Source organism: Chromobacterium haemolyticum, assembly GCF_002081825.1.
Lineage (GTDB): Bacteria > Pseudomonadota > Gammaproteobacteria > Burkholderiales > Chromobacteriaceae > Chromobacterium > Chromobacterium fluminis.
Genome location: NZ_MUKU01000013.1, coordinates 14,131 through 36,436, shown reverse-complemented (window position 1 = coordinate 36,436; position 22,306 = coordinate 14,131). Strand labels below are relative to the sequence as shown.

25 protein-coding genes and 3 tRNA genes are annotated in these 22,306 nt (G+C 62.6%); 16 read left to right on the top strand and 12 right to left on the bottom strand.

The genetic code is table 11. From position 1 onward, the window contains the following. The first annotated feature begins 69 nt into the window (after window positions 1-69). Window positions 70-825, top strand: a complete 756-nt coding sequence (locus B0T39_RS11955; protein ID WP_081546866.1) for a HesA/MoeB/ThiF family protein — start codon at window positions 70-72, stop codon at window positions 823-825. A 45-nt stretch (window positions 826-870) separates the two neighbouring features. Here B0T39_RS11955 and B0T39_RS11950 read toward each other — a convergent pair whose 3' ends face one another. From B0T39_RS11950 to B0T39_RS11930, 5 genes are all read right to left on the bottom strand, one after another. Beyond that, window positions 871-1,356: a TlpA disulfide reductase family protein gene (locus B0T39_RS11950; protein WP_081547007.1), complete on the bottom strand. Its 486-nt coding sequence runs from the start codon at window positions 1,354-1,356 to the stop codon at window positions 871-873. Window positions 1,357-1,411: 55 nt separating this feature from the next. After that, window positions 1,412-1,825 carry an acyl-CoA thioesterase gene (locus B0T39_RS11945; RefSeq protein WP_081546864.1) on the bottom strand — a complete coding sequence of 138 codons (414 nt, stop codon included), beginning with the start codon at window positions 1,823-1,825 and terminating at the stop codon, window positions 1,412-1,414. 68 nt (window positions 1,826-1,893) lie between these two features. Continuing rightward, the gene (locus tag B0T39_RS11940; RefSeq protein ID WP_081546862.1) at window positions 1,894-2,262 is read right to left on the bottom strand and encodes a VacJ; all 369 of its coding nucleotides are present in this window, start codon (window positions 2,260-2,262) and stop codon (window positions 1,894-1,896) included. 20 nt (window positions 2,263-2,282) lie between these two features. Further along, the gene (locus B0T39_RS11935) at window positions 2,283-3,146 is read right to left on the bottom strand and encodes an energy transducer TonB (protein ID WP_081546860.1); all 864 of its coding nucleotides are present in this window, start codon (window positions 3,144-3,146) and stop codon (window positions 2,283-2,285) included. A gap of 147 nt (window positions 3,147-3,293) precedes the next feature. Next, the gene (locus B0T39_RS11930; protein WP_081546858.1) at window positions 3,294-3,761 is read right to left on the bottom strand and encodes a Dps family protein; all 468 of its coding nucleotides are present in this window, start codon (window positions 3,759-3,761) and stop codon (window positions 3,294-3,296) included. A 100-nt stretch (window positions 3,762-3,861) separates the two neighbouring features. Here B0T39_RS11930 and B0T39_RS11925 point away from each other — a divergent pair, with 100 nt between their 5' ends. Beyond that, window positions 3,862-4,155, top strand: a complete 294-nt coding sequence (locus tag B0T39_RS11925; protein WP_081546856.1) for a DUF167 domain-containing protein — start codon at window positions 3,862-3,864, stop codon at window positions 4,153-4,155. Here B0T39_RS11925 and B0T39_RS11920 read toward each other — a convergent pair. Beyond that, window positions 4,152-4,589 carry an FxsA family protein gene (locus tag B0T39_RS11920; protein WP_081546854.1) on the bottom strand — a complete coding sequence of 146 codons (438 nt, stop codon included), beginning with the start codon at window positions 4,587-4,589 and terminating at the stop codon, window positions 4,152-4,154. The genes B0T39_RS11925 and B0T39_RS11920 overlap by 4 nt on opposite strands. Before the next feature lie 257 nt (window positions 4,590-4,846). On the opposite strand from B0T39_RS11920, the gene B0T39_RS11915 reads away from it, so the two are divergent. From B0T39_RS11915 to B0T39_RS11890, 6 genes are all read left to right on the top strand, one after another. Then, window positions 4,847-4,922: transfer RNA gene (locus tag B0T39_RS11915), tRNA-Lys, on the top strand. Between the two features lie 37 nt (window positions 4,923-4,959). Then, window positions 4,960-5,035: transfer RNA gene (locus tag B0T39_RS11910), tRNA-Lys, on the top strand. A 25-nt stretch (window positions 5,036-5,060) separates the two neighbouring features. After that, window positions 5,061-5,136 (top strand) — tRNA-Lys (locus tag B0T39_RS11905). 254 nt (window positions 5,137-5,390) lie between these two features. Beyond that, window positions 5,391-5,972 carry a biliverdin-producing heme oxygenase gene (locus B0T39_RS11900; protein ID WP_081546852.1) on the top strand — a complete coding sequence of 194 codons (582 nt, stop codon included), beginning with the start codon at window positions 5,391-5,393 and terminating at the stop codon, window positions 5,970-5,972. Continuing rightward, window positions 5,969-6,406 (top strand): YbaN family protein, encoded by a 438-nt coding sequence (locus tag B0T39_RS11895; protein WP_254894544.1) that lies wholly within the window; start codon window positions 5,969-5,971, stop codon window positions 6,404-6,406. Before B0T39_RS11900 ends, B0T39_RS11895 begins: the two co-directional genes overlap by 4 nt. Window positions 6,407-6,441: 35 nt before the next feature. Continuing rightward, complete coding sequence (locus B0T39_RS11890) at window positions 6,442-6,771, top strand: hypothetical protein (protein ID WP_081546850.1); 330 nt, start codon at window positions 6,442-6,444, stop codon at window positions 6,769-6,771. A 14-nt stretch (window positions 6,772-6,785) separates the two neighbouring features. Here the strand turns inward: B0T39_RS11890 and B0T39_RS11885 are convergent, their stop codons facing one another. Together B0T39_RS11885 and pyrE are read right to left on the bottom strand one after the other, a co-directional pair. Continuing rightward, on the bottom strand, window positions 6,786-7,379 hold the full coding sequence (locus B0T39_RS11885; RefSeq protein WP_081546848.1) for a DUF4124 domain-containing protein: 594 nt from the start codon (window positions 7,377-7,379) through the stop codon (window positions 6,786-6,788). Continuing rightward, window positions 7,379-8,023, bottom strand: a complete 645-nt coding sequence (gene pyrE, locus B0T39_RS11880) for an orotate phosphoribosyltransferase (protein ID WP_081546846.1) — start codon at window positions 8,021-8,023, stop codon at window positions 7,379-7,381. The genes B0T39_RS11885 and pyrE overlap by 1 nt, the downstream gene beginning before the upstream one ends. A gap of 74 nt (window positions 8,024-8,097) precedes the next feature. Between pyrE and B0T39_RS11875 the strand changes: the two genes are divergently transcribed. Then, entirely contained in the window at window positions 8,098-8,874 is a 777-nt protein-coding gene (locus B0T39_RS11875; protein ID WP_081546844.1) for an exodeoxyribonuclease III, read from the top strand. Beyond that, on the top strand, window positions 8,874-9,467 hold the full coding sequence (locus B0T39_RS11870; RefSeq protein ID WP_081546842.1) for an RBBP9/YdeN family alpha/beta hydrolase: 594 nt from the start codon (window positions 8,874-8,876) through the stop codon (window positions 9,465-9,467). Before B0T39_RS11875 ends, B0T39_RS11870 begins: the two co-directional genes overlap by 1 nt. 2 nt (window positions 9,468-9,469) lie before the next feature. Here B0T39_RS11870 and B0T39_RS11865 read toward each other — a convergent pair whose 3' ends face one another. Both B0T39_RS11865 and B0T39_RS26485 read right to left on the bottom strand, forming a co-directional pair. Then, window positions 9,470-10,306, bottom strand: a complete 837-nt coding sequence (locus tag B0T39_RS11865; RefSeq protein ID WP_081546840.1) for a sulfurtransferase — start codon at window positions 10,304-10,306, stop codon at window positions 9,470-9,472. 125 nt (window positions 10,307-10,431) lie between these two features. After that, the gene (locus B0T39_RS26485) at window positions 10,432-11,097 is read right to left on the bottom strand and encodes an HIT family protein (RefSeq protein ID WP_081547003.1); all 666 of its coding nucleotides are present in this window, start codon (window positions 11,095-11,097) and stop codon (window positions 10,432-10,434) included. Between the two features lie 179 nt (window positions 11,098-11,276). On the opposite strand from B0T39_RS26485, the gene B0T39_RS11855 reads away from it, so the two are divergent. The 3 genes from B0T39_RS11855 (at window position 11,277) to B0T39_RS11845 (ending at window position 15,109) form a co-directional block, all read left to right on the top strand. Continuing rightward, window positions 11,277-12,575: a hemolysin family protein gene (locus B0T39_RS11855; protein WP_254894543.1), complete on the top strand. Its 1,299-nt coding sequence runs from the start codon at window positions 11,277-11,279 to the stop codon at window positions 12,573-12,575. Between the two features lie 135 nt (window positions 12,576-12,710). After that, window positions 12,711-12,968, top strand: a complete 258-nt coding sequence (locus B0T39_RS11850; RefSeq protein ID WP_081546838.1) for a hypothetical protein — start codon at window positions 12,711-12,713, stop codon at window positions 12,966-12,968. A 530-nt stretch (window positions 12,969-13,498) separates the two neighbouring features. Then, complete coding sequence (locus B0T39_RS11845) at window positions 13,499-15,109, top strand: glycosyl hydrolase family 18 protein (protein ID WP_081546836.1); 1,611 nt, start codon at window positions 13,499-13,501, stop codon at window positions 15,107-15,109. Between the two features lie 98 nt (window positions 15,110-15,207). Here the strand turns inward: B0T39_RS11845 and B0T39_RS11840 are convergent, their stop codons facing one another. Beyond that, on the bottom strand, window positions 15,208-19,059 hold the full coding sequence (locus B0T39_RS11840) for a DUF3683 domain-containing protein (protein ID WP_081546834.1): 3,852 nt from the start codon (window positions 19,057-19,059) through the stop codon (window positions 15,208-15,210). Window positions 19,060-19,365: 306 nt separating this feature from the next. Here B0T39_RS11840 and B0T39_RS11835 point away from each other — a divergent pair, with 306 nt between their 5' ends. From B0T39_RS11835 to B0T39_RS11825, 3 genes are read left to right on the top strand one after another with little or no spacing between them, the layout of a single operon-like run. Further along, window positions 19,366-19,968, top strand: coding sequence for a LemA family protein (locus B0T39_RS11835; RefSeq protein ID WP_141111203.1), 603 nt, complete (start codon window positions 19,366-19,368; stop codon window positions 19,966-19,968). A gap of 1 nt (window position 19,969) precedes the next feature. Further along, a complete protein-coding gene (locus tag B0T39_RS11830; protein WP_081546830.1) occupies window positions 19,970-20,818 on the top strand; it encodes a TPM domain-containing protein in 849 nt (282 codons plus the stop codon). Beyond that, window positions 20,818-21,324, top strand: coding sequence for a TPM domain-containing protein (locus B0T39_RS11825; protein WP_081546828.1), 507 nt, complete (start codon window positions 20,818-20,820; stop codon window positions 21,322-21,324). The genes B0T39_RS11830 and B0T39_RS11825 overlap by 1 nt, the downstream gene beginning before the upstream one ends. 1 nt (window position 21,325) lies before the next feature. Here the strand turns inward: B0T39_RS11825 and pdxA are convergent, their stop codons facing one another. Then, window positions 21,326-22,306, bottom strand: a complete 981-nt coding sequence (gene pdxA, locus B0T39_RS11820) for a 4-hydroxythreonine-4-phosphate dehydrogenase PdxA (RefSeq protein WP_081546826.1) — start codon at window positions 22,304-22,306, stop codon at window positions 21,326-21,328.

Genomic DNA, 22,306 nt, shown 5'->3' with positions numbered 1-22,306 from the left:
CCGGCATACGGCTGGCCTTATGCTTTTGGGCGATGGCGCGGTGGCGATGTTCGGATTAGGCTAGCAATCATGATTGAACTCAACGATGAGGCGCTATTGCGCTACAGCCGGCACATTCTGCTGCCGGAGATCGATATTGTCGGCCAACAACGGCTGAGCCGGTCACGAGTGCTTATCGTCGGCGCCGGCGGGCTGGGCTCGCCAGTGGCGCTTTATCTGGCCAGCGCCGGCGTAGGGCAGATCAGCATCGCCGACGACGATGTGGTGGAGCTGTCCAATCTGCAGCGTCAGATCGTTCACGACAGCGACAGCCTGGGGCGTTTGAAAGCGGAGTCCGCCGCCGAGCGGATGCGCCGCATCAACCCCGAGGTGGACGCGCGGCCGCTGGCGCGGCGGCTGGACCAAGCGGCTTTGGACGAGCTGGCGGCCGGGCATGATCTGGTGCTGGATTGCAGCGACAATTTCACCACCCGCCACGCGGTGAACCGCGCTTGTGTGGCAGCCGGGAGGCCGCTGGTGTCGGGCGCAGCGGTGCGTTTTGCCGGCCAACTGGCTGTGTTCGATCCTCGTGACGCGGCCTCTCCTTGCTATCACTGCCTGTTTCCGGACGAGGGGGAGGCCGGCGACGGACCATGCGCGACTTTCGGCGTGTTGTCGCCGTTGGTTGGAGTGATAGGAAGCCTGCAGGCGGTGGAAGCGGTCAAGCTTTTGACGGGCATCGCGCCGCATTTGGGGCGGCTGACCCTGTATGACGGGCTGAGCGGAGAGTTCCGCCAGATCAAGGTGCCGCGGGACCCGGCTTGCGCGGTGTGCTCCGCGCGATGAGAAACGCCCCGGCGGACCGGGGCGTTTATTGTTGAGGGAGCGAGCTCACAGGTGCTGCTGCACCAGCTTGCGCACTTCCTTGAAGTCCATCACGCCGACATAGCGTTTGATGATCTTGCCCTGTTTGTCGATCAGGAAAGTGGTCGGCGCCAACTGGATGTCGCCGAAAGCCTTGGCGATCTCGCCGTTGCCGTCCAGCGCCACGAAGAAGGGCAGCTGGTATTTTTCCACGAAGCTCTTCACGTAATTGGGCGGGTCGTAGCTCAGCGCCACCGCGATGGTTTCATAGCCCTTGCCGGCGAACTCCTGATGCATCTTCTTGATTTCCGGCATTTCCTCCACGCAGCCCGGGCAGCTGGTGGCCCAGAAATTGACCAGCACCACCTTGCCTTTCAGCGACTCGGTGCTGGCGGACTGGCCGTTGAGCGACGTGTAATTAACCTGGGGAGCCGGCGAGCCGGCAAACAGCGTCATGTAGGCGACAACGGCGACCAGAGCGACGCCCAGCAGCGCGAGCAGACCTTTCTTCATTTTCTTGTCCTGCGGTAAAGTCCGGGCGCGGCCCGGACGGTTCATGCCATGACGATCAAGCCTGTTCGGCCAGCATTTGTTCCAGTAGTTCCTTCAGCTTGCCGTCCAGCGCCACCGCCTTGCCTTGCTTGGCGTCAAACACAGCGAAAGTGACGTCGGCCTCGGCCACCAGCTTGCCGCTGCCGGCCAGGCTCACGCGCTGATGCATCACCGCGCTGCGGGTGCCTATGCTCTTGACCCCGGTTTCGATCACGAGCTCGTCGCCCATGGTGGCTGGGTAGCGGTAGTCGATATTGATGTTGACGACCACCAGCGCCAGGCCGGACTGCAGGAACCAGGGTAGATCCCCGCGGCTCTCGAAGTAGTTCCAGCGCGCTTCTTCCAGAAACTCCAGGTAACGCGCGTTGTTGACGTGGCCGTACAGGTCCAGATGGTAGCCGCGCACTTTGATCTTGGTATTGTGCTGCATGATGGTGTTTCCCCCTTTGCTCGTGATGGCACACGGCGCCGCCATGGGCGACGCCACGGCGCGTATGCTTATTCGCCCAGTTCCAGCGGCGCGAAGGCCTCGCGTTCCAGCGCCTCATCGACCAGGTCGGTGACGATGGAATGGATCTCCAGCGAGAACCATTGCTGGAACAGTTCCAGCGAGAGTTCTTCCGGCCACAGGGCGTCGTCGTCGCACCAGTCGGCCAGCTCGGCCTGGAACAATTGTTGGTAGCGTTCGAAAACGAAGGCCTGGGCGTCGGCGTAATCTTCCGCCGCCGGGATCAGCAGGGCGTTGCAGTCCTGGCCCAGATGCGCCAGAGAGATCTCCTCGTCCAAGCCGCCGGGCAATGCTTGCAGCCAGGCGTGGAAGGGGGCGAGGGGGCGGATCAGGGCGATGCTGCGATTGACTTCGTACATAGAGATTCCTTGATGATGTGTCAGCGACTGGACAGTTGGTTGTCGCGAGTGAAAACGAATTTTTGACGGATGCGTTGCGAGCTGTATTGTTCGGCGAGCGAGGCCGGAAACGGCGGGTAGGGCGCGGCCAGTTCCACGATGCGGCGCGCGGCTTCGTCCAGCACGCCAAAGCCGGAACTGCGCAGCACGCGCACCTCGCGTAGGCCGCCGTCGGCGGCGATCAGCACTTCCAGGGTCACCGCGCCGTGAATGTTTTGGCGGCGAGCGGCTTCCGGGTAGTTGAGGTTGCCGATGCGCTCCACTTTCAGCCGCCAGTCTTCCTGATAACGCGCCCAGGGATAACCGCGGGCGCTTTCGGCCAGCTTGCCCTGTTTGCCGCCACTTTCCTGTTCGTTGTCGGCGAGACCGCTGTCGCCCAATTGCCTGCTCAGCTCCCCGACCTGGGCCAGCAAGCTGCCGGCGCTGACATGCCCGACCACGCCGGATTGCGAGGGCGGCAGTGCTGGCTTGTTGCCGGCATCCGGCGGGCGGGCGATGGTTTGTTGCCGCGGGGAGGCGTCGGCGGGCTCTGGCGTGCCGGGTTCCACCGGCGCGGCGACCGGCTTCGCGCGATGGCTGGCCAGCTTGTCGGTCTGAGCGCTATTGCCGGCCCCCAGATTGTTCTGCTCCGCCAGCCGGCGGGTTTTGGGCGTCAGGCGGCTGGGCATCTGGTTCAACTGAACATTGATGATTTGGGCGGAGGCGGGCGCGGGCGGGCTGGAGCGCGGGCGCATCTCCAGGCTGAACAGCAGCGCATGGACCAGCAGCGAGGCGAGCAGCGTCAAGCCCAGCGGCAGCATGGTGGTGGCGCTGGAGGATGAGGGCGAGGATGGGCTAGTGGACATGGATGGCTGTTGGCTTTCACCGGGTAAGCGGAGTTCGCCGCGGCTGCCGCCGTAGGCGGAACCGAGTGCAGCTGAAAGTGTAGCACGATGGCCAGCAAAAACGCCGCGCTGAGCGCGGCGTGGCGGATGCTTCGGGATCTGCGGGGATTATTTTTCCAGCAGGCTGCGCAGCATCCAGGCGGTCTTCTCGTGAACCTGCAGGCGCTGGGTCAGCAGGTCGGCGCTGGGCTCGTCCGAAGCGCGCTCAACCACGGTGAAAATGCTGCGCGCGGTGCGGCACACGGTTTCATGGCCGTCCACCAACTGGCGGATCATTTCCTCCGCCTTGGGCGGGGCGCCGGCGGCTTCCTGGATTGCGGTCAGCTTGGCGTAGTCGGCGTAGCTGCCCGGCGCGTGGTGGCCCAGCGCGCGGATGCGTTCGGCCACGGCGTCCACCGCCAGAGCCAGTTCGTTGTACTGAGTTTCGAACATCAGGTGCAGGGTGTTGAACATCGGCCCGGTGACGTTCCAGTGGAAGTTGTGGGTTTTCAGGTACAGGGTGTAAGTGTCGGCCAGCAGGCGGGACAAGCCATGGGCGATTTCCTGGCGGTCTTGTTCGTTGATTCCAATATCCATCGCGATATCCTCATAAGTGAAGGGAGAGCCGACGCCCCGTCGGCTGACGCCGGCGCAGGGGCTTTTGCACTACACTCTCCCGATTTGCGGGAAAAAAATCATGAAACCTTGGCTGGACTGCCGCAACGGCACCATCCGTCTTACTCTGCACGTGCAGCCCGGCGCCAAGAAAACCGAGGCGGCGGGAGAGCATGGAGACTGCCTGAAAATACGCTTGGCGGCACCGCCGGTGGATGGCAAGGCCAACGCGGCCCTGCTGGCCTGGCTGGCGCAACGCTTCTCCGTCGCGAAACGTGATGTCCAACTATTGTCCGGCGACAAGAGCCGGCGCAAGGTGGTTTTGCTCCAGTCCGAGGCCTCCGAGGAGGACGCTCTGCTGCGGCTGGACCTTTAGTGAAGGCGCCGGTCGGGCGGCGTGGTTTTGTCCACCCGGGTATATTCTCCATCGATAATATCGGGGTCGGCGGCGGAGCCGGGTTCCGCCGCCGAGCGAGTATTGACGGCGATGCTGGGGCCTTTGAAAGGCAGCAGCAATAGTACCGCGGCCAGGTCGCTGATGACGCCTGGTATCAGGAACAGCACGCCGGCCAGCAAATAACGCAGCGGCCAGAGCAAGGAATACAGCGATACGCGGTCGCCTTGGCGCATCACGCTGCCCAGGGTGAACAAGGCACCGATCTGCTGATTGCGAAGCATCCACAGGCCCAGCAATGAAGACAGCACGACGAACAGGAAAACGGCCAGACCTCCGAAGCGATCCGCCAAAGCCACGAGGGCGGCGATTTCTGCGAAGGGGTACAGCAACAGCAGGATGAGGAAGGTGCGCATGGGCAACTGAATCCGATAAGTGGGTGTCGCGATCAGGCGACGGAGGCGTCAATCTGATCCCTTGTTGTACACATGGGTATGGCTTGACGGCTTTCAAGGCCGGCTTGGAATTATCGTTCGGGCTTAGATGATATCTCGACGCTTCAGTTCCCGTTTCAATCCGGCTTTTCCTAGCGTGCCAGCGTCATTCTCATGAAAAAAAATACAAAAACCCGTTGACGACCCTGAACTGTTTCATTATAGTTGCGCTCTCTCTTGGGTCGTTAGCTCAGCTGGTAGAGCAGCGGACTTTTAATCCGTTGGTCGCAGGTTCGAATCCCGCACGACCCACCAGTTTCCGATGCCGGAAATTGCCAAGAGTTTTGTTAGGGGGTCGTTAGCTCAGCTGGTAGAGCAGCGGACTTTTAATCCGTTGGTCGCAGGTTCGAATCCCGCACGACCCACCACGACAATCTCTTAGCGCCCAGGATCGGGTCGTTAGCTCAGCTGGTAGAGCAGCGGACTTTTAATCCGTTGGTCGCAGGTTCGAATCCCGCACGACCCACCAAATTTATAGCAATCAGGCCAGTTCGCGAGAACTGGCCTTTTTGTTTTCGCTTTACTTCCCCGTTCCTGTGTCTCCTCTCCCCGCGTTTGCCGGTCGTCTTGGCGCGTCTCCATACGGCAATGCCATAGACATGGTAAATTTGATAATGATTGTAAGAATCATTCGCATTATAATGGCGAGTTAATCGTATCTTCCCGCCATCCGCGCCGCTGCGCACGGAGCGTCGGTTTCGCATCAAACAGGAAACGCAGAGCATGACTACCGTTGTCGAGAACACCCGCACCCAGGATCTGAAAGCCCGCACCCACGAAACGCACGACGCGTTGGACCAACGCATCATGGCGAATCAGCCGTTCGCCACCCGTGAAAACTACGCGCGCTTCTTGCTGGCGCAATACCGCTTCCTGCGAGACGCCGACGCGCTTTACGACAATCCCGAGTTGGCTTGCCTGTTCCCGGATCTGGCCGAGCGCCGTCGTTACGACAGCATCGCCGCCGATCTGCGGGATCTGGACCGGCCGCTGCCGGAATTGCGCGAAGCGCCGATCAGCAGCACGCTAGACGTGGCCAGTGCAATGGGCTGGCTCTACGTGGTCGAGGGCTCCAAACTGGGTGCGGCGATTCTGTACAAGCTGGCCGGTAAGTTGGGCCTGGATGAGAACTGCGGCGCTCGCCATCTGGCCGGCCATCCGGACGGCCGCGCTCGTCACTGGCGCGCGTTCACCGCCGCGTTGGACGGCTTGCAACTGGACGAGGCGGCGGAGCAGCGCGTTACCGCCGGCGCGGTGGCGGCATTCGCCTGCATGAACAGCCATCTGGACCAGGTGTACGCTTGAGTCATCGCGCGCGGCATCCCGCGGTGCGCTGGCTCTACTTGTGCGCCGGCGTGGCGATGCTGGTCTTGGGCATCATCGGCGCTCTGCTGCCGGTGATGCCCACCACGATCTTCCTGATTTTGGCGCTGGCCTGTTTCAGCAAATCCTCCCCGCGGCTGGAGCAGCGGCTGTTGGCGCATCCGCGTTACGGGCCGGGCCTGCGCCGCTGGCGCGAGCAGCGGGTGGTGCCGGTCAAGGCCAAGTGTTTTGCCGCGCTGGGCATGGGCGCGGGCTTCATCGCCTTGCTGCTGGCTCGGCCGCCGCATTGGGTGCCGTGGCTGGTTGGAGCGATTGAGTTGAGCGTCTTGCTTTACTTGTTGTCGCGGCCTTCGCATGCGGCGGAGCCGGCCCTGGCTCCGCAGCCGGATTTAGCCAAAACTCTGCCGCCGCGTTAAGCTTGCGCCTCTACACCGAAAACGGGAGCTGTGTGATGAAGGTAAACGGAATCGTCGCGGCCTTGACCGCCTTGGCGTTGCCGGCGCTGGTTTTGGCGCAGACGGCGGATGAACAGTTGTTGGCGGCGCAGATGTACTACCAGCAAGTGCGTGGCACGCAGCAAAAAGCGGACGCGCGTTTGGCGCAGGCCGAGTCCGACAAGGTCAAGGCGGAACAGCGTTTGACGGAAGCGCAGGCGGGTTTGAGCGGGGCCAACGCGGAGTTGGAGGCGGCCAAGTCGGCTCAAGCCGCCGCGGCGCAGACCAGCGAGGCGGCCACCAAGGCCTTGAACGAGGCTTGGCAGCGCAAGGACGGAGGACAGTAAGACTGTCCGGCGCGCTATTCGCCGCGCAATTGCCGGTAACGGTTCAGATCGTTCTGGGTTTTTTGGCGGAACGCGGTCAGCTCCTGCTGCTTAGCGGCGATTTGCCTGGCCAGTTCAGCTTGCTCCGCCTGCAGCACGTTCAGATTGCGCTGACTGTTTTGCGGAGGCGCTTGTTTGTTGCGCAGGCTCTGGGCTATGTCCTGCTGAATGCCTTGAACTTGCAGCGTCAGGCCGCGGGCGCGTTGCTGTAGCGCGTCCAGCGCGCTTTGCAGCACAGCCTGCTGTTTGGCTCGCTCGGCTTGCAGTTGCTGCAGGTTGGCGTAGCTTTCCACCAGCGCGTTGTCGCGGCGGGTATTTTCCAGTTGATGGGCGTCGCGTTGTTTTTGAGCCGCTTCGGCGGCCTCGCGCGCTTGGCGCGCGGCGGGGCTTTCCGCCGGTTTGGTGACGGAGCCCTGCTTGGAAAGCTCGGCAACGCCCTGCTGCTGACTCTGGAGCGGAGGAGAGTCGCTGTAATGCACTTTGCCGGACTCGTCCACCCACTTGTAGAGGCCGCCGGCATAGGCGACGGTTCCCAGCATCAGCAGCGCGAGTCCGGCAAGCGGTTTCATTAGTCGTTGACTCCGTATTGCGCCCGGTAGGCGCGCACTGCGTCCAGGTGCGCAGCCAGTTCCGGACTATGTTCCAGGAAGCCGAGCAGGTCTTTCAGCGTGGCGATGGCGATGACCGGCAGGCCGTGTTGCTGGGCGACTTCCTGCACCGCCGACAATTCGCCGCTGCCGCGCTCCATGCGGTCCAGCGCGATAGCCACCCCAGCCGGTTCGGCGCCGGCGGCGCGGATCAACTGCACGGATTCGCGCACCGAGGTGCCGGCCGAGATCACGTCGTCGATGATCAGGACCTTGCCTTGCAGCGGGGCGCCCACCAGGGTGCCACCTTCGCCGTGATCCTTGGCTTCCTTGCGGTTGTAGGCGAAGGGCGCGTTGCGGCCTTGTTCCGCCATGGCCATGCACGCGCCGGCTGCCAGGATGATGCCTTTATAGGCCGGACCGAACAGCATGTCGAATTGCACGCGGCTCTCCAGTATCGACTTGGCGTAGAAGCGGGACAAGTGCAAAGTGGACAGGCCGTCGTTGAACAGGCCGGCGTTGAAGAAGTAGGGTGACTTGCGGCCGGCCTTGGTGATGAACTCGCCAAACTTCAAAACCTGCTTGTCGAGCGCAAAACGAATAAAATCCTGACGGAAATCGCTCATCTTTACTCCTTATTAACTGTTAACTGTTTGAACGGCTGAAAAAATTGCCGGCAAGCATATCACGGGAGAGTCTCTTGCTTCGAATCGTTTCCGCCAATTTGAACGGCATCCGCTCCGCCGATAAAAAAGGTTTCTTCGACTGGTTGGCCGGCATAGACGCCGACTTCGTCTGCGTGCAGGAACTGAAGGCCCAGGCGGCGGATCTGTCCGAACGCATGCGACAGCCGGACGGGATGACCGGTTATTTCCACTATGCGGAAAAGAAAGGTTATAGCGGCGTGGGTCTATACACCCGCCATCAGCCGGACGCGGTGGTGGAAGGGCTGGGTGTTGACTGGATCGACGCCGAAGGCCGCTTTCTGCAACTGGATTTCGGCAATCTCAGCGTAATTTCGCTGTATCTGCCCTCAGGCTCCAGTAGCGATGAGCGCCAGCAAGTGAAGTTCGATTTTCTGGACGTGTTCATGCCGCATCTGGAAACGCTGCGCGCGGCCGGCCGCGACATCGTGATCTGCGGCGACTGGAACATCGCCCACAACGAGATCGATCTGAAAAACTGGAAGGGCAATCTGAAGAACTCCGGCTTCCTGCCGGAAGAACGCGCCTGGATGACGGACTTGCTGGGCCGGGTGGGCTGGTGCGACGCGTGGCGTCGTCTGTATCCGGACACGCCGGGCTACACCTGGTGGAGCAACCGCGGCCAGGCTTACGCCAAGGACGTGGGTTGGCGCATCGATTACCACATTGTGACTCCGTCGTTGATGGCGTTGGCGCGCAGCGCCTCGGTATACAAGGACGAGAAGTTTTCCGACCATGCGCCGCTGATCGTCGATTACGAGCGGAGCCTGTGATGTTGGACGAGGACGACGTCACCTTGATCACGGTGCCGGGTTGGGGCAATTCCGGCGCCGAGCACTGGCAGACCAGCTGGGAGCGCTGCTATCCGTTGGCGCGCCGGGTGGAGCAGGACGATTGGCTGTACCCGGAATGCGAGGCCTGGGTGGCCGGTATCCGGCGCACGCTGGAGCAGGTGCCGGGCCGCTGGATGCTGGCGGCGCACAGCTTGGGCTGCCATGCGGCGGCGGCCTGGCTGCGGACCTTGTCCCTGCGCGAACAGAAGCGCTTGCAAGGGCTGTTGCTGGTGGCGCCGCCGGCCTTGCCCATCAGCGAGGCGCGGGCGCGCGCCAGCGGTGAACTGCCGGACGACGCGCCCTTGCCTGCGTTCTCCGGCTTCAGCGCGCCCACCCTGCGCTTGCCCGCTCCAGCCTTGCTGGTGGCCAGCCGCGACGACCTGTTCTGCAACATGGCCGAAGCCGAAGCGATGGCGCAAGCCTGGGGCTGTCCCTTGGTCGACGCCGGCGCCCATGGACATCTGGGCAGCGCCGCGCGCCTTGGGCATTGGCGGTTCGGCCAGGATTTGCTGCAGGAACTGATACTGGCTTGAGTCTAGCGCGCTACCGGCCGCGTTGGATCGCTGCTCCACTCGCTCCAGGAGCCGGGGTAGAGCCGACTGCCTTCGAAACCGGCGTGACGCATCGCCAGCAGGTTGTGGCAGGCGGTGACGCCGGAGCCGCATTGATGAACGATGCGCGTCGGATCGACGTCGCCAAGCACGGCCAGCCACTCGGCGCGTAGTTGCTCCGCTGGCTTGAAGCGGTTGTCGGCGTCGACGTTGTGCATGAAGAAGCGGTTGGCCGCGCCGGGGATATGGCCGCCCACGGGGTCCAGTGTTTCGCCTTCGCCGCGGTAGCGTTCGGCGGAGCGGGCGTCCACCACGGTGAAAGCCGGCTGATCGATATTGGCCAGCACGGCGGAGGCGTCGACGGTGTCTTCAAGCGCTGGCTTGATCGAGAAACGGCAGGGGCGGCGTTCCGCGGCCTGGGCGTCCAGGGCGTAGCCTGCCTGGGTCCAGGCCTGGATGCCGCCATCCAGCACCGCAACTGCGGGATGTCCCAGCCAGCGCAGCAACCACCAGGCGCGGGCCGCGTATTGCCCGGCGGCATCGTCGTAAGCGACGACCTGGGTGTCCGGCGTGATGCCGATTGCGCCAAAGTCCACTGCCAAGCGGCTGCCGTCGGGCAAGGGGTGACGACCATTGTCGCCGGTCTTGCTGCCGGAAAGGTGGTACTCCAGGTTCAGGTAATGCGCGTTTGGCAGATGGCCGGTTTCATAGACGGTCAAGCCATAATCGGGCTGTTCCAGCCGGAAGCGGCAATCCAGAATCACAAGGCGGTCGGTCGGCAGAGCCGTCAGTTGTTCCGCGGAGATCAAGGTTTGGTGCATGGCATTCCTCTTTCAGATTGGGGAGTTGGGGCCGCTGGTCCGGCGCTTGCCGAATTCGCAGCGTAATGGGCGGGGTTGAACGTCTTGATCCGGGCCTTTACGATGCGGAAGACAGCAAGCGAGCCTCAGCGCAGGAATTCGGCTTGATAAAGGCGCGGACAGGGCCGTTGCCGGTAGCTGCCGGGCTCCAGGCGCAAGGTTTCCACATGTTCGGAACCATCCAGACCGTAGCGACGCAGGGCCAGCCAGTGACGTCCGTCGGCGTCAATGCCGTCGACAGGCCAAGCCAGGCCGGATTCCGCGAAGAAGCGGTAGCAGGCCAGATCGGCGCCTTCGAGTCCGTCTGGAACCTGATCGACCTGGATCTGATAGTCCAGCCAGCAATGGGTCTGGGCGGAGGCGAGCTGCCGGCGCAATTGCTCCGCCAACTGCGGCCAGGCGCGCGAGGCGCCTGGGCGGCGGGCGGCGGCCCAGATCGGTGCGGGGAAGTGAGCGTCGTCGGCGAAGCGGGGGATCACGTGCCAATGCAGGTGCGGCACCATATTGCCGAGGCTGGCGAGGTTGATCTTGTCGGCTTGCGTGCAGCGGAGCAGCGCGGCTTCGACGTAATGGACCCAATCCAGCAGGTGCAAACGGTCGCAGGCGGACAGGTCCGTCATTTCCTTGGTGTGGGCCTTCCAGATCACCCGGCAGAAGCCGGGATAGCCCTCCTCGTCCACTAGTAAGACTTTGAGGCGGTCGTCTTCGTGCAATACTTGGCCGGACGGGTTCCGGCACAATTCACAATCCATGATGGCGGCCTTTTGAAATGCGGGAACCTTATTGTAACGGTTGCCGTGGGCTTCGGCTAAACCCCGGTTCGCTGCTATCATTACGGAAATTATGATTTGAACTATTTATCATGCCTTCTGCCGTATGCCGTCGCCTGTGCGGTGTTCAGGCGCTGCGGCGGGCAAAAATGGAGAGCTTGATGACGGATATGATGATTATTCTGGCGCTGATCCTGGCCAGCGCCTTTTTCTCTGTGTCGGAGATATCGCTGGCGGCTTCGCGCAAGATCCGTTTGCGTCAGATGTTGGACGAGGGCAACGCCAACGCCGGGAAAGTCTTGGCTTTGCAGGAGCATCCGGGCCATTTCTTCACCGTGGTGCAGATCGGTATCAATGCGGTGGCCATTCTCGGCGGCATCGTCGGCGAGGCCGCGTTCACGCCTTTTTTCGCCCGGGTGCTGGGCTTTTTCCTGTCTCCCGAGCTGGCGCAGAGCCTGGGTTTTCTGGCGTCCTTCCTGCTGGTGACCAGCCTGTTTATCCTGTTCGCCGACTTGACGCCCAAGCGCGTGGGCATGGTGGCGGCGGAGTCTGTGGCGGTTCGCATCGTGCGGCCGATGCTGTTCATGGTGCTGTTGTTCAAGCCGCTGGTGTGGTTGTTCAATGAAATGTCCGGCGTGTTGCTGCGCTTGGTGGGGATGCCCACCAGCCAACGCGACGAAATCACCAGCGACGATATCTCTGCGATGATGGACGCCGGCGCCGAAGCCGGCGTGCTGCACCGGCAGGAGCATCAGGTGATCGAGAACGTATTCGAGCTGGAGAGCCGGTTGGTGCCGTCGTCGATGACGCCGCGCGAGGGCATTATCTACTTCATGCTGGACGAGCTGGAGGACAGCATCAAGCAGAAAGTGGCCGAACAGCCGCATTCCAAGTTTCTGGTCTGCGACAACGGCATCGACAATGTGGTGGGCTATGTCGATTCCAAGGACTTGCTACGGCGGGTGTTGGCCGGGCGCGCGATTTCCTTGAAGGAGCCCGGCTTGTTGAAAACGGTGTTGATGATTCCGGACTCCTTGACCTTGTCGGAGTCCTTGGACCAGTTCAAAGGCACCCGAGAGGACTTCGCCGTCATCCTGAACGAATATGGCTTTGTGGTGGGCTTGATCACGCTGAACGATGTGATGTCCACGGTGATGGGAGATCTGGTGGGCCAGGGGCAGGAGGAACAGATCGTCAAGCGAGACGAGAACTCCTGGCTGGTGGACGGCATCACTCCGGTGGAGGATGTGCTGCGGGTGCTGGAGATCGACGAACTGCCGGACGACCAGAATTACGAGACAGTGGCGGGGTTCATGATGTATATGCTGCGCAAGATTCCGCGGCGCACTGATTGCGTGCAATACGCCGGTTACAAGTTCGAGGTGGTGGATATCGACAATCACAAGATCGACCAGATCCTGGTGACGCGGGTGGTGCCCAAGGAGCCGGCACAGGTTTGAGGTTTTTGTACGATCGGTTACATGATTTAACACAGGCCTCACAGACTGCGGCGAGGCGGCTTGCATATGATGAATACAAGGATGCACCAGGACGGTGCCCTGACAACCGCTAAGTCGCAGATTTGGAGAAACACCATGAAAAAGATCGTCGCACTGATCCTGGCTTCCGTACTCGGCCTGACTTCCGCCGCCACCTTCGCCGCCGACGCTTCCGCTCCGGCCGCCAAGGCCGCTGCCCCGGCACACGCCAAGAAGCATCACGCCAAGAAACACCATCACAAGAAGCACGCCAAGAAAGCGGCTTCCGCTCCGGCCGCGCAAAAAGCCCAGGCCGCCAAGAAACACGTTAAGAAGCAGCACCACAAAAAAGCGCACGTGAAAAAAGCGGCTTGATTCTGCGGCTACAGGCAGGGTATCGGGAGGAGGCCACGGCCTCCTCTTTACGTTTCCGAAGCGTGGCGGATTTCCCGTTCTGCATGATATTTAAAACATAATGGTTTTGTAGAGGCATGGTTTTATAAAGCCTATACGGCTGTGCTGCTGTTTCTGTCTCAAATTGCCAACAGGCATATCCCTCTTGTTCGCCTTCCCTTCTCTGCGCGGAAACGCTGCTCTCACAGTTCTCCTCTCAATCTGTTTTTGGGTGGTTAATGCCACTATTTCCGTCAAAATTCGCTCAAATTCAGCTTTTTTTCCATTCTTTGAGGCTCAGGGGGCCGCCAGTGACGTAAGGCAATCCTTTTGACCTGTTTTAACTGTTATTAAGGACAGGTTGGTGAAATTTGGGTTGGCAGCCATGGAGTGATTGCTCGAATCTGATACCACTGTAATACCACATGTCCGAACTAAAACGCCGGCTTGCGGTGCTGCAGCGGGGACAGCATGACGCTGCCGTGATCACTGACAGAATTGAGGAGGTCCGAATGTCGAAACTTTCGTTGACGTTGTCGGCGCTGTTTGGAGGGGCTGGCTTGTTGTTGAGCAGCGCGGCGGTGTTCGCCGCGCCGGCCTGCAGTGCGTGGAGCAATGCGCAGACCTATAACGGCGGCGATTACGCCTTGTACGCCAACAAGACCTGGCGCGCCAAGTGGTGGACGCAGAACAATCAGCCAGGGGCGGATCAATGGGGGCCGTGGGAAGAGCGGCCGGCAGCCGAATGCACGCCGGGCGGCGGCGATCCGGGGCCCGGTCCGGGCACCGGCGTGCCGCCGGAACCCACGCCGACGGTGGGCCGCCATGTTGGTTCCTATTTTGCGCAATGGAGCATTTACGGCCGCAATTACAAGCTACGCAATCTGGTGGACGCCGGCGGCGACAAGAAGTTGACCTTCCTGAATTACGCCTTCGGCAATGTCTACGCCGACGGCAAGTGCGGCATGGTGACCCGCGCGGAGAACGGCAACGGCGACGGCGGCGACGCTTGGGCCGATTACCAGAAATCCTTCGGCGCCAACGAGTCGGTGGACGGCAAGGCCGATGCCTGGAGCGACCCGCTGCGCGGCAACTTCAACCAATTGCGCAAGTTGAAGCTGGCCAACCCCTCGCTGAAAGTGCTGATTTCCTTGGGCGGCTGGACCTGGTCCAAGAATTTCGGCAAATTTGCCGCCACCGATGCCGGCCGCAAGACCATGGTCGCGTCCTGCATCGATCTGTACCTGAAAGGCAATCTGCCGGTGGGCGAGAATGCCGGCGGCGCCGGCGCGGCCAAGGGGGTGTTCGACGGCATCGACATCGACTGGGAATACCCGGGCGGCGGCGGTCTGCCAAGCAATAGCGTGGACCCTAACGACAAACAGAACTTCACCTTGCTGATGGCGGAATTCCGCAGCCAGCTGGACGCCTTGACCTCGCAGAATAAGCGTCGATACTACCTGACCGCGGCCATTGGCTCCGGCGTCGATAAAATCCGCCAGACCGAGCCGGCCAAGTACGCGGCCTATATGGACTGGATCAATGTGATGACCTACGACTTCAATGGCGGCTGGGACGCCAAGGGACCGACCAACTTCCAGTCCAATTTGTTCCGCGATCCGGCCGCCCCGGTGACCGGAGATCGCGTTTACTACAACGTGGACGACTCGATCCAGACCCTGGTCAAGGCCGGCGTGCCCAAGGTCAAACTGAACGTAGGCATCCCATTCTATGGACGCGGCTGGGCCGGCGTGGCCGCCGGACCCAAGGCCGACGGCTTGTACCAAGTGGCCACCGGTGCGGGCAAAGGCACGTACGAAGCCGGCATTGAGGACTACAAAGTGCTGAAAACCCGCTCCGCCAAACAGTTTGTGCACCCGGGGAGCAAGCAGCTGTGGACTTACGACGGCAACGAGTTCTGGAGCTATGACGATCCGGCCACCATCCGCACCAAGCTGGACTATGTGCGTCAGCAGCAGCTGGGCGGGGTGTTCAGCTGGTCCTTGGACGGCGACGACGCCCAGGGCACCTTGCTGAAGGCCACCAGTGAAGTGCGTCAGGACGCCGCCGCTGCCAAGAAGAAGGCGGCGGCCAAGGCCTCGGCCACGTCGCCGCTGAAGTAAGCCGCCTTACCCATAGACACCGCCGGGCATGCCCGGCGGTTTTTGTTTAAGCGTGTGTTTACGATCTCGCTCTTGCCCGTGAGGTCGTAAACAGGTTCTTACAACAGCACGCGCTCGATGCCGCCCTCGCGCGCTTGCTCCACGTACTGCTTCAACCAGTTCGGGCCCAGCACATGCTTGGCGATTTCCACCACGATGTAGTCGGCCTCGGTGCCGGTGTCCGGGCTGTAGCGCGACAGGCCTTGCAGGCAGGACGGGCAGGAGGTCAGGATCTTCACCGCTTGGGCCGGCTTGGCGCCGCCGGTCAGGGCTTGCAGATTCTTGTTGATTTCCTCCTCCTTGCGCGAACGCACCTGGGTGGCGATGTCCGGCCGGCTGGCGGCGAAGGTGCCGGATTCGCCGCAGCAGCGGTCCGATAGCGCCACGCCGCCGCCCAGCAGTTCATTGACCACTTTCATCGGCTGGTAGGCCTTCATCGGCGTATGGCAGGGGTCGTGGTACAGGTATTGTTGTCCGCCGACGTCGTCCAGCTTGACGCCTTTTTCCATCAAGTACTCGTGGATGTCGATAATGCGGCAGCCGGGGAAGATGTCCTCGAAGCGGTATTGCGACAACTGGTCATAGCAAGTGCCGCAGCTGACCACCACGGTCTTGATGTCCAGATAATTCAGCGTGGTGGCCACGCGGTGGAACAACACCCGGTTCTCGGTGGTGATGGCGTCGCCCTTGTCCTGATAGCCGGCGCTGGTCTGCGGATAGCCGCAGCACAAATAGCCGGGCGGCAACACCGTCTGCGCGCCGACATGCCACAGCATGGCTTGGGTGGCGAGGCCGACCTGGCTGAACAGGCGCTCCGAGCCGCAGCCGGGGAAATAGAATACCGCTTCCGCGTCTTCCGAGAGCTTGGGGTTGCGGATGATGGGCACGATGCTGGCGTCTTCCACGTCCAGCAGCGCCCGCGCGGTTTTTTTGGGCAGGCCGCCGGGCATGGGCTTGTTGATGAAGTGGATCACCTGTTCCTTGACTGGCGCTTTGCCGACGGTGGCCGGCGGTTGCCGGGTCTGGGAACCTATCAGCCCCAGGCGCTTGCCCACCGCGTTGCCCAGTCGCTGCGCCTTGTAGGCGACGCCAACCAAGCCTGTGCGTAGCGCTTTAATAGTGGCCGGGTCCTTGGCGGTGAGAAAAGCCATGCCGACGGCGGTGCCGGGATTGAAGCTTTTATTGCCGGTCTTGCGCAGGAAGTTGCGCATCGCCACCGAAACGTCGCCGAAGTCGATCTTGACCGGGCAGGGTTTGACGCAGCGGTGGCAGACGGTGCAATGGTCGGCCACGTCGGACAGCTCTTCGAAGTGTTTGAGGCTGACGCCGCGACGGGTCTGTTCTTCGTAGAGGAAGGCCTCGGTCAGCAGGCCGACGCCGAGGATCTTGTTGCGGGGCGAGTACAGCAGATTGGCGCGCGGCACATGGGTGGAGCACACCGGCTTGCACTTGCCGCAGCGCAGGCAGTCCTTGATCGAATCGCTGATGGCGCCGATGTCGGATTGTTCCAGAATCAGCGATTCCGCGCCCAGCAAGGAGAAGGACGGGGTATAGGCCATGGCCAGATCTGCGCCGGGCAGCAGCTTGCCGCGGTTGAAGTGGCCGTTGGGGTCCACCTGCTGTTTGTAGGCGCGGAAGGGGGCGATTTCCTCCTCGCTGAGGAATTCCAGCTTGGTGATGCCGATGCCGTGCTCGCCGGAAATCACGCCGCCCAGTGCGCGCGCCAGCGCCATGATGCGTTCCACCGCCTTGTGCGCGGTTTGCAGCATCTCGTAGTCGTCGGAGTTGACTGGCAGGTTGGTGTGGACGTTGCCGTCTCCGGCGTGCATGTGCAGGGCGACGAAGACGCGGCTGCGCAGCACTTTTTGCTGGATGGCGCGGATGGCGGCGAGGATGGGGCCGTCGGTGTTGCCGGAGAACAGTTGCTCCAGCTCGGCCTGCATTTCGCGTTTCCAGCTGACACGTACGACCATATCGCGCAGTGCGTGGAACACGGTGTCCGGAGCGGCTGCGGCGTCTTCCAGCGGCGCATGCGGCCAGCGTTCGCGGTATTCGTGAAAGGGTCGGTCAAGGTGTTCCAACAGCCATTGCCAGCGGTCGCGGGTGATGGCGAGCTGGGACAGCGCCGAGGCGCGGCGGTCGCCGATCAGCTCTTCCGACGGCAGATTGGTGTCCAGCTTGTCCACCGGCAGCCGGCCGTGAAAATATTCGGTCAGGGTGTCGAGCAGGCGCAGCTTGTTCTGGATCGACAATTCAATGTTGATGCGCTCGATGCCGTCGCTGTAGTCGCCCAGGCGCGGCAGCGGGATCACCACGTCTTCGTTGATCTTGAAGGCGTTGGTGTGCTTGGCGATGGCGGCGGTGCGGCTGCGATCCAGCCAGAAGCGCTTGCGCGTTTCCGGGGTGATGGCGATGAAGCCCTCGCCGTGGCGCGCGTTGGCCAGCCGAACCACTTGGCTGGCGGCCTCCGCCGCCGCGTCCTCGTGGTCCGATACGAGGTCCGCAATCAACACCATTTTGGGCCGGCCCTTGCTTTTGGCCTTGGTCACATAGGACACCGCGCGCACATAGCGCCAGTCCAGGTGTTCGAGGCCGGCCAGCTGTACGCCGGCCGCCAGCGCGGCGCCGCCGGGCTTGAACAAATCGGTGATTTCGACGATGGCCGGCGTGGCTTCGGCTACGGTGCCGAAGAATTCGAGGCAGACGGTGCGAATATGCTTGGGCATGCGATGCAGCACGAAGCGCGCGCTGGTGATGATGCCGTCGCAGCCTTCTTTTTGCACGCCGGGCAGGCCGGCCAGGAATTTGTCGGTGACGTCCTTGCCCAGGCCTACTTTGCGGAAGGCGCTGCCCGGGATGTCCAACTGGCGACTGGACAGGATAGTCTGACCGTCGTCCTTGAGCTGGCTGATACGGAAGCGGGCGATGTCGACGTCGTGGATCTTGCCGTAGTTGTGGCCCAGGCGCTCGATGAATTGCCATTGGCCGTCGGCATCCACCATTTTCCAGCTGGCGAGGTTGTCTAGGGTGGTGCCCCACAGCACGGCTTTCTTGCCGCCGGCGTTCATCGCGATATTGCCGCCGATACAGGAGGCTTCCGCCGAGGTGGGGTCCACCGCGAACACCAGGCCGGAGGCCGCCGCGGCCTCGGCGACACGGGCGGTGACCACGCCGGCGCCGCACTGTATGGTGGCGTGCCGGCCGTCTAGGCCGGGCAGTTCGATCTGTTCGACGTCGAGGTGGCGATCCAGCTTCTCGGTGTTGATCACCGCGCTCATGCGGTCCAGCGGCACTGCGCCGCCGGTGTAGCCGGTGCCGCCGCCGCGCGGGATGATGGTCAGGCCCTGCTCGATACAGGCGCGCACCAGCGGGGCGATTTCAGCCTCGTTGTCCGGACTCAGCACCACAAACGGATATTCGACCCGCCAGTCCGTGGCGTCGGTAACGTGGGCGACGCGGGACAGGCCATCGAACTGGATGTTGTCGCGGCGGGTGAGCCGGGACAGCTTCTTGAGAATCTTGGCGCGCAGCTCGCGGGTGTCTTCGAACTGTTCCGCGAAGCGCTCGACGGCGGCGCGCGCCGCCGTCAGCATTTTGCCCACCTTGTCATTGCCCTCGCGGCGTTTCTCCACCTCGGCCAGCCGGTGGCGCATCGCGTCCACCAAGGCCGCCAGCCGCTTGGGGTTGTCCAGCAGGTCGTCGACCAGATAGGGGTTGCGGTCCACCACCCAGATATCGCCCAAGACCTCGAACAGCATGCGGGCGGAGCGGCCGGTCTTGCGTTCGGCGCGCAGCTCCTCCAGCAGTTTCCACATCGGCGCGCCCAGCAGGCGGATGAAAATCTCGCGGTCGGAATACGAGGTGTAGTTGTACGGGATCTCCCGCACACGGGCTTGGGTGGTGGTGGTCATTGTCCGTGCAGCTGTCATTATTGGAAAAACGTCCACCAGTGTAGCCCAATTGTTGCGTTGCGAAAAACCCGCATTCACTAGGGATTTCCCTCTTTACTTCAAGATATTGGCGCGGATTGTATATTGTTGGGCAAGGAGGAGGGCGCCGGTCTTGGCGGCTTGGGCGCGTAGGGGAAGGAATGGTGTGCGCTATTCCATTTTCAGGGCGAAAGCTGCTGATTTTATGCTTTTTATGGGTAAACTGAGGCCTGAACGCGCCGCGCTCATCGGGATGGCGCGGCCACGACGGGAATGGAGAATGTGATGATGTGGAAGAAGTGGGCTATGGCCTTGCTGTTGGCGGCGTCGCTGAGCGGCTGCGGTTACAACGCGATGCAGACTCAGGACGAGGCGGCCAACGCGGCCTGGTCCGAAGTCATCAATCAATACCAGCGACGCGCGGATCTGATTCCCAATCTGGTCAAGACGGTGCAAGGCTATGCCAAACATGAGAAAGAAGTGTTGACCCAAGTGACCGCCGCGCGGGCGAGGGTGGGCAGCATCCAGGTGGATCCATCGATGGCGACGGATGAGAAAAAGCTCAATGACTTCGCCGCGGCGCAGAACCAGCTGGGATCGGCGCTGTCCCGCTTGCTGGTGGTGTCTGAGAACTATCCGCAGCTGAAGGCGGATCAATCCTTCCGCGATCTGCAGGCGCAGCTGGAGGGCACCGAAAACCGCATCGCGCTGGCGCGCAAGCGCTACATCGATTCGGTGCAGGCGTACAACAGCACGGTGCGCACCTTTCCCAATAATCTGACCGCGATGATGTTCAGTCTGAAGACCCGGCCGAATTTCACAGTGGAGAACGAGAAGGCCATCTCAGCCGCGCCTCAGGTCAACTTCGGCGAGCCGGAGGCGAGCAAATAAGATGATGGCGCTATGGCGTTGCTTGGGCTTCGCGCTGCTGCTGTGTGGGCACTTGGCGCGAGCGGAGTTGGCGGTGCCGCCGCCCAGTTCTCCGGTGGTGGACCTTGCCGGCTTCTTATCGGTGGATGAGCGAGGGCAATTGGAACAGCAATTGCTGGCGTTTCATCAGCGCAAGGGCAGCCAGCTGGGGGTGTTGATCGTGCCATCGGTGGAGCCAGAGACGCCGTTTGATTACGGCACCCGGGTGATGGACGCTTGGAAGTTGGGCCGCAAGGGGATAGACGACGGGGTGTTGTTGCTGATCGTCGCGGACCAGCGCAAGAGCCAACTGCTGGTGGGGCGCGGCCTGGAGGGGGCGATTCCCGATATTTACGCCAAGCGCATCCTGCAGGATACGCTGCGTCCGCTGTTTAAACAGGGGCTGCGCTTCCAGGGCATCCAGGCGGCGCTTGCTCAGTTGGAGGGCCTGATAGACGGTGAGAAACTGCCGTCGCCGCCGGCCCAGACACAGCAGCAGCAAGGCTGGGAGGATAGCTGGCCGGCGTTGGCGTTCGCGGTCTTGTTCGGCGCCGGCGTGCTTAGCCGTCTGTTCGGACGGCTGATCGGCAGTTTCATTATGGGCTGTCTAGGCATTGTCGCGGCCTTGCTGTTGGGCGCCGGCGTCTTGTTCGCCTTGCTGGCCGGCGCGGTGGCGGCGCTGCTTTGCCTGGTGATCGGCTCCCATGGCGTGTCGTTCGGTGGCGGAGGCGGCGGTTGGGGCGGCGGCGGATCTGGCGGTAGTCGCGGAGGCGGCGGCTGGTCCGGCGGCGGCGGCGGGTTTGGCGGCGGCGGCGCTTCGGGAGATTGGTGATGTGGAAATCATGGAATAGAGCGCTGCGTCACTTGGCCAGCACCGGCTGGTTGGCGCGGCGGCGGTTTCCCGCTTCGGAATTGGCGCGTTTGCAGCAGGGGATCGCGGCTTCGGAACGCGAGCATGCCGGCCAGCTGCGCTTTGTGGTGGAGTCGGCGCTGGACTGGCGAGACGCCTGGCGCGGCATGAGCGCGCGGGAACGTGCGCTGGAGTGGTTCGGTCTGTTGCGGGTATGGGACACCGAGGAAAACACCGGCGTGCTGGTGTATGTGTTGCTGGCGGAGCGTCGCATTGAAATCATCGCCGACCGCGGCATTGATCGGCGGGTGCCGCCCCAGGCCTGGGAGGAGATTTGCGCCGAAGTCGGCCGCGCGATGGCGGAGCGCAAGCGGGTGGCCGGCCTGGAAGCCGGCTTGTGGCGCATACACGCCTTGTTGATTGAGCATGCGCCGCTCCGAGGCGGGCCTAGCGTCAATGAGCTGCCGGACGAGGTGATCGTCCGCTGAGTCAGCCTGCGGCGGTGACGGCGAGCTGTGTCGCCAGTTGTACGGCCTCGAACAAGCTGCCGGGATGTGCCCGGCCGCTGCCGGCCAGATCCAGCGCAGTGCCGTGGTCGACGGAGGTGCGGATGATGGGTAGCCCCAGCGTGATATTGATGCCGGCCCCGAAGCTGGCGTGCTTGAGCACCGGCAAGCCTTGGTCGTGATACATCGCCAGCACCGCGTCGCAATGCCGTAGTTTGTCGGGGTTGAACAGGGTATCGGCGGGCAGGGGCCCGATCAGGTCCATGCCCTCCCCGCGCAGCCGCGTGAGCAAGGGTTCGATGATTTCGATTTCCTCGCGCCCCAGGTGACCGCCTTCGCCCGCGTGCGGATTCAGGCCCGCCACCAGCACCCGCGGCGCGGCGATGCCGAACTTGGCGCGCAGGTCCGCGAGCAGGATGCGGATGACCTGCTCCAGGCTGTCCGCGGTGATGGCGTCGGCGACGTCCCGCAGCGGCAGATGGGTGGTGGCCAGCGCCACGCGCATGCCGCCGCCGGCCAGCATCATCACTACCTTGGGCGTGTGCGTGCGTTCGGCCAGGTATTCGGTGTGACCGGAGAAGGCGACGCCGCCGTCGTTGATCACGCCCTTGTGCACCGGCGCGGTCACCATGGCGGCGAATTCGCCGCTAAGGCAGCCGTCGATGGCGCGGTCCAGCGTCGCCAGCACATAGCTGGCGTTGGCCGGGTCCAGCCGTCCGGGGACGGCGGGGGCCGCCAGCGGGACATGGCAAATTTCCAGCCACTGTGTTGGCGCCGGCGCGCTCGGGGCGTAATCATGAAGCGGAAGCGAGAGACCAAGCTGGCGCGCGCGCGCGGCCAGCATGGTCTTGTCGCCGATCAGCACGCAACGCGAGCCGGTTCCGGCTTCTGTCAGCCTCAGCGCCAGGTCAGGCCCCACGCCGGCCGGCTCTCCGGTGGTGACGGCCAATACGGGGACGTCCAT

Bases quoted from the DNA above. Each gene is read 5' to 3' on its own strand.
- B0T39_RS11955 (WP_081546866.1), top strand. From the start codon at position 70: ATGATTGAACTCAACGATGAGGCGCTATTGCGCTACAGCCGGCACATT.
- B0T39_RS11950 (WP_081547007.1), bottom strand. From the start codon at position 1,356: ATGAAGAAAGGTCTGCTCGCGCTGCTGGGCGTCGCTCTGGTCGCCGTT.
- B0T39_RS11945 (WP_081546864.1), bottom strand. From the start codon at position 1,825: ATGCAGCACAATACCAAGATCAAAGTGCGCGGCTACCATCTGGACCTG.
- B0T39_RS11940 (WP_081546862.1), bottom strand. From the start codon at position 2,262: ATGTACGAAGTCAATCGCAGCATCGCCCTGATCCGCCCCCTCGCCCCC.
- B0T39_RS11935 (WP_081546860.1), bottom strand. From the start codon at position 3,146: ATGTCCACTAGCCCATCCTCGCCCTCATCCTCCAGCGCCACCACCATG.
- B0T39_RS11930 (WP_081546858.1), bottom strand. From the start codon at position 3,761: ATGGATATTGGAATCAACGAACAAGACCGCCAGGAAATCGCCCATGGC.
- B0T39_RS11925 (WP_081546856.1), top strand. From the start codon at position 3,862: ATGAAACCTTGGCTGGACTGCCGCAACGGCACCATCCGTCTTACTCTG.
- B0T39_RS11920 (WP_081546854.1), bottom strand. From the start codon at position 4,589: ATGCGCACCTTCCTCATCCTGCTGTTGCTGTACCCCTTCGCAGAAATC.
- B0T39_RS11900 (WP_081546852.1), top strand. From the start codon at position 5,391: ATGACTACCGTTGTCGAGAACACCCGCACCCAGGATCTGAAAGCCCGC.
- B0T39_RS11890 (WP_081546850.1), top strand. From the start codon at position 6,442: ATGAAGGTAAACGGAATCGTCGCGGCCTTGACCGCCTTGGCGTTGCCG.
- B0T39_RS11885 (WP_081546848.1), bottom strand. From the start codon at position 7,379: ATGAAACCGCTTGCCGGACTCGCGCTGCTGATGCTGGGAACCGTCGCC.
- pyrE (WP_081546846.1), bottom strand. From the start codon at position 8,023: ATGAGCGATTTCCGTCAGGATTTTATTCGTTTTGCGCTCGACAAGCAG.
- B0T39_RS11870 (WP_081546842.1), top strand. From the start codon at position 8,874: ATGTTGGACGAGGACGACGTCACCTTGATCACGGTGCCGGGTTGGGGC.
- B0T39_RS11865 (WP_081546840.1), bottom strand. From the start codon at position 10,306: ATGCACCAAACCTTGATCTCCGCGGAACAACTGACGGCTCTGCCGACC.
- B0T39_RS26485 (WP_081547003.1), bottom strand. From the start codon at position 11,097: ATGGATTGTGAATTGTGCCGGAACCCGTCCGGCCAAGTATTGCACGAA.
- B0T39_RS11855 (WP_254894543.1), top strand. From the start codon at position 11,277: ATGACGGATATGATGATTATTCTGGCGCTGATCCTGGCCAGCGCCTTT.
- B0T39_RS11850 (WP_081546838.1), top strand. From the start codon at position 12,711: ATGAAAAAGATCGTCGCACTGATCCTGGCTTCCGTACTCGGCCTGACT.
- B0T39_RS11845 (WP_081546836.1), top strand. From the start codon at position 13,499: ATGTCGAAACTTTCGTTGACGTTGTCGGCGCTGTTTGGAGGGGCTGGC.
- B0T39_RS11840 (WP_081546834.1), bottom strand. From the start codon at position 19,059: ATGACCACCACCACCCAAGCCCGTGTGCGGGAGATCCCGTACAACTAC.
- B0T39_RS11835 (WP_141111203.1), top strand. From the start codon at position 19,366: ATGTGGAAGAAGTGGGCTATGGCCTTGCTGTTGGCGGCGTCGCTGAGC.
- B0T39_RS11830 (WP_081546830.1), top strand. From the start codon at position 19,970: ATGATGGCGCTATGGCGTTGCTTGGGCTTCGCGCTGCTGCTGTGTGGG.
- B0T39_RS11825 (WP_081546828.1), top strand. From the start codon at position 20,818: ATGTGGAAATCATGGAATAGAGCGCTGCGTCACTTGGCCAGCACCGGC.
- pdxA (WP_081546826.1), bottom strand. From the start codon at position 22,306: ATGGACGTCCCCGTATTGGCCGTCACCACCGGAGAGCCGGCCGGCGTG.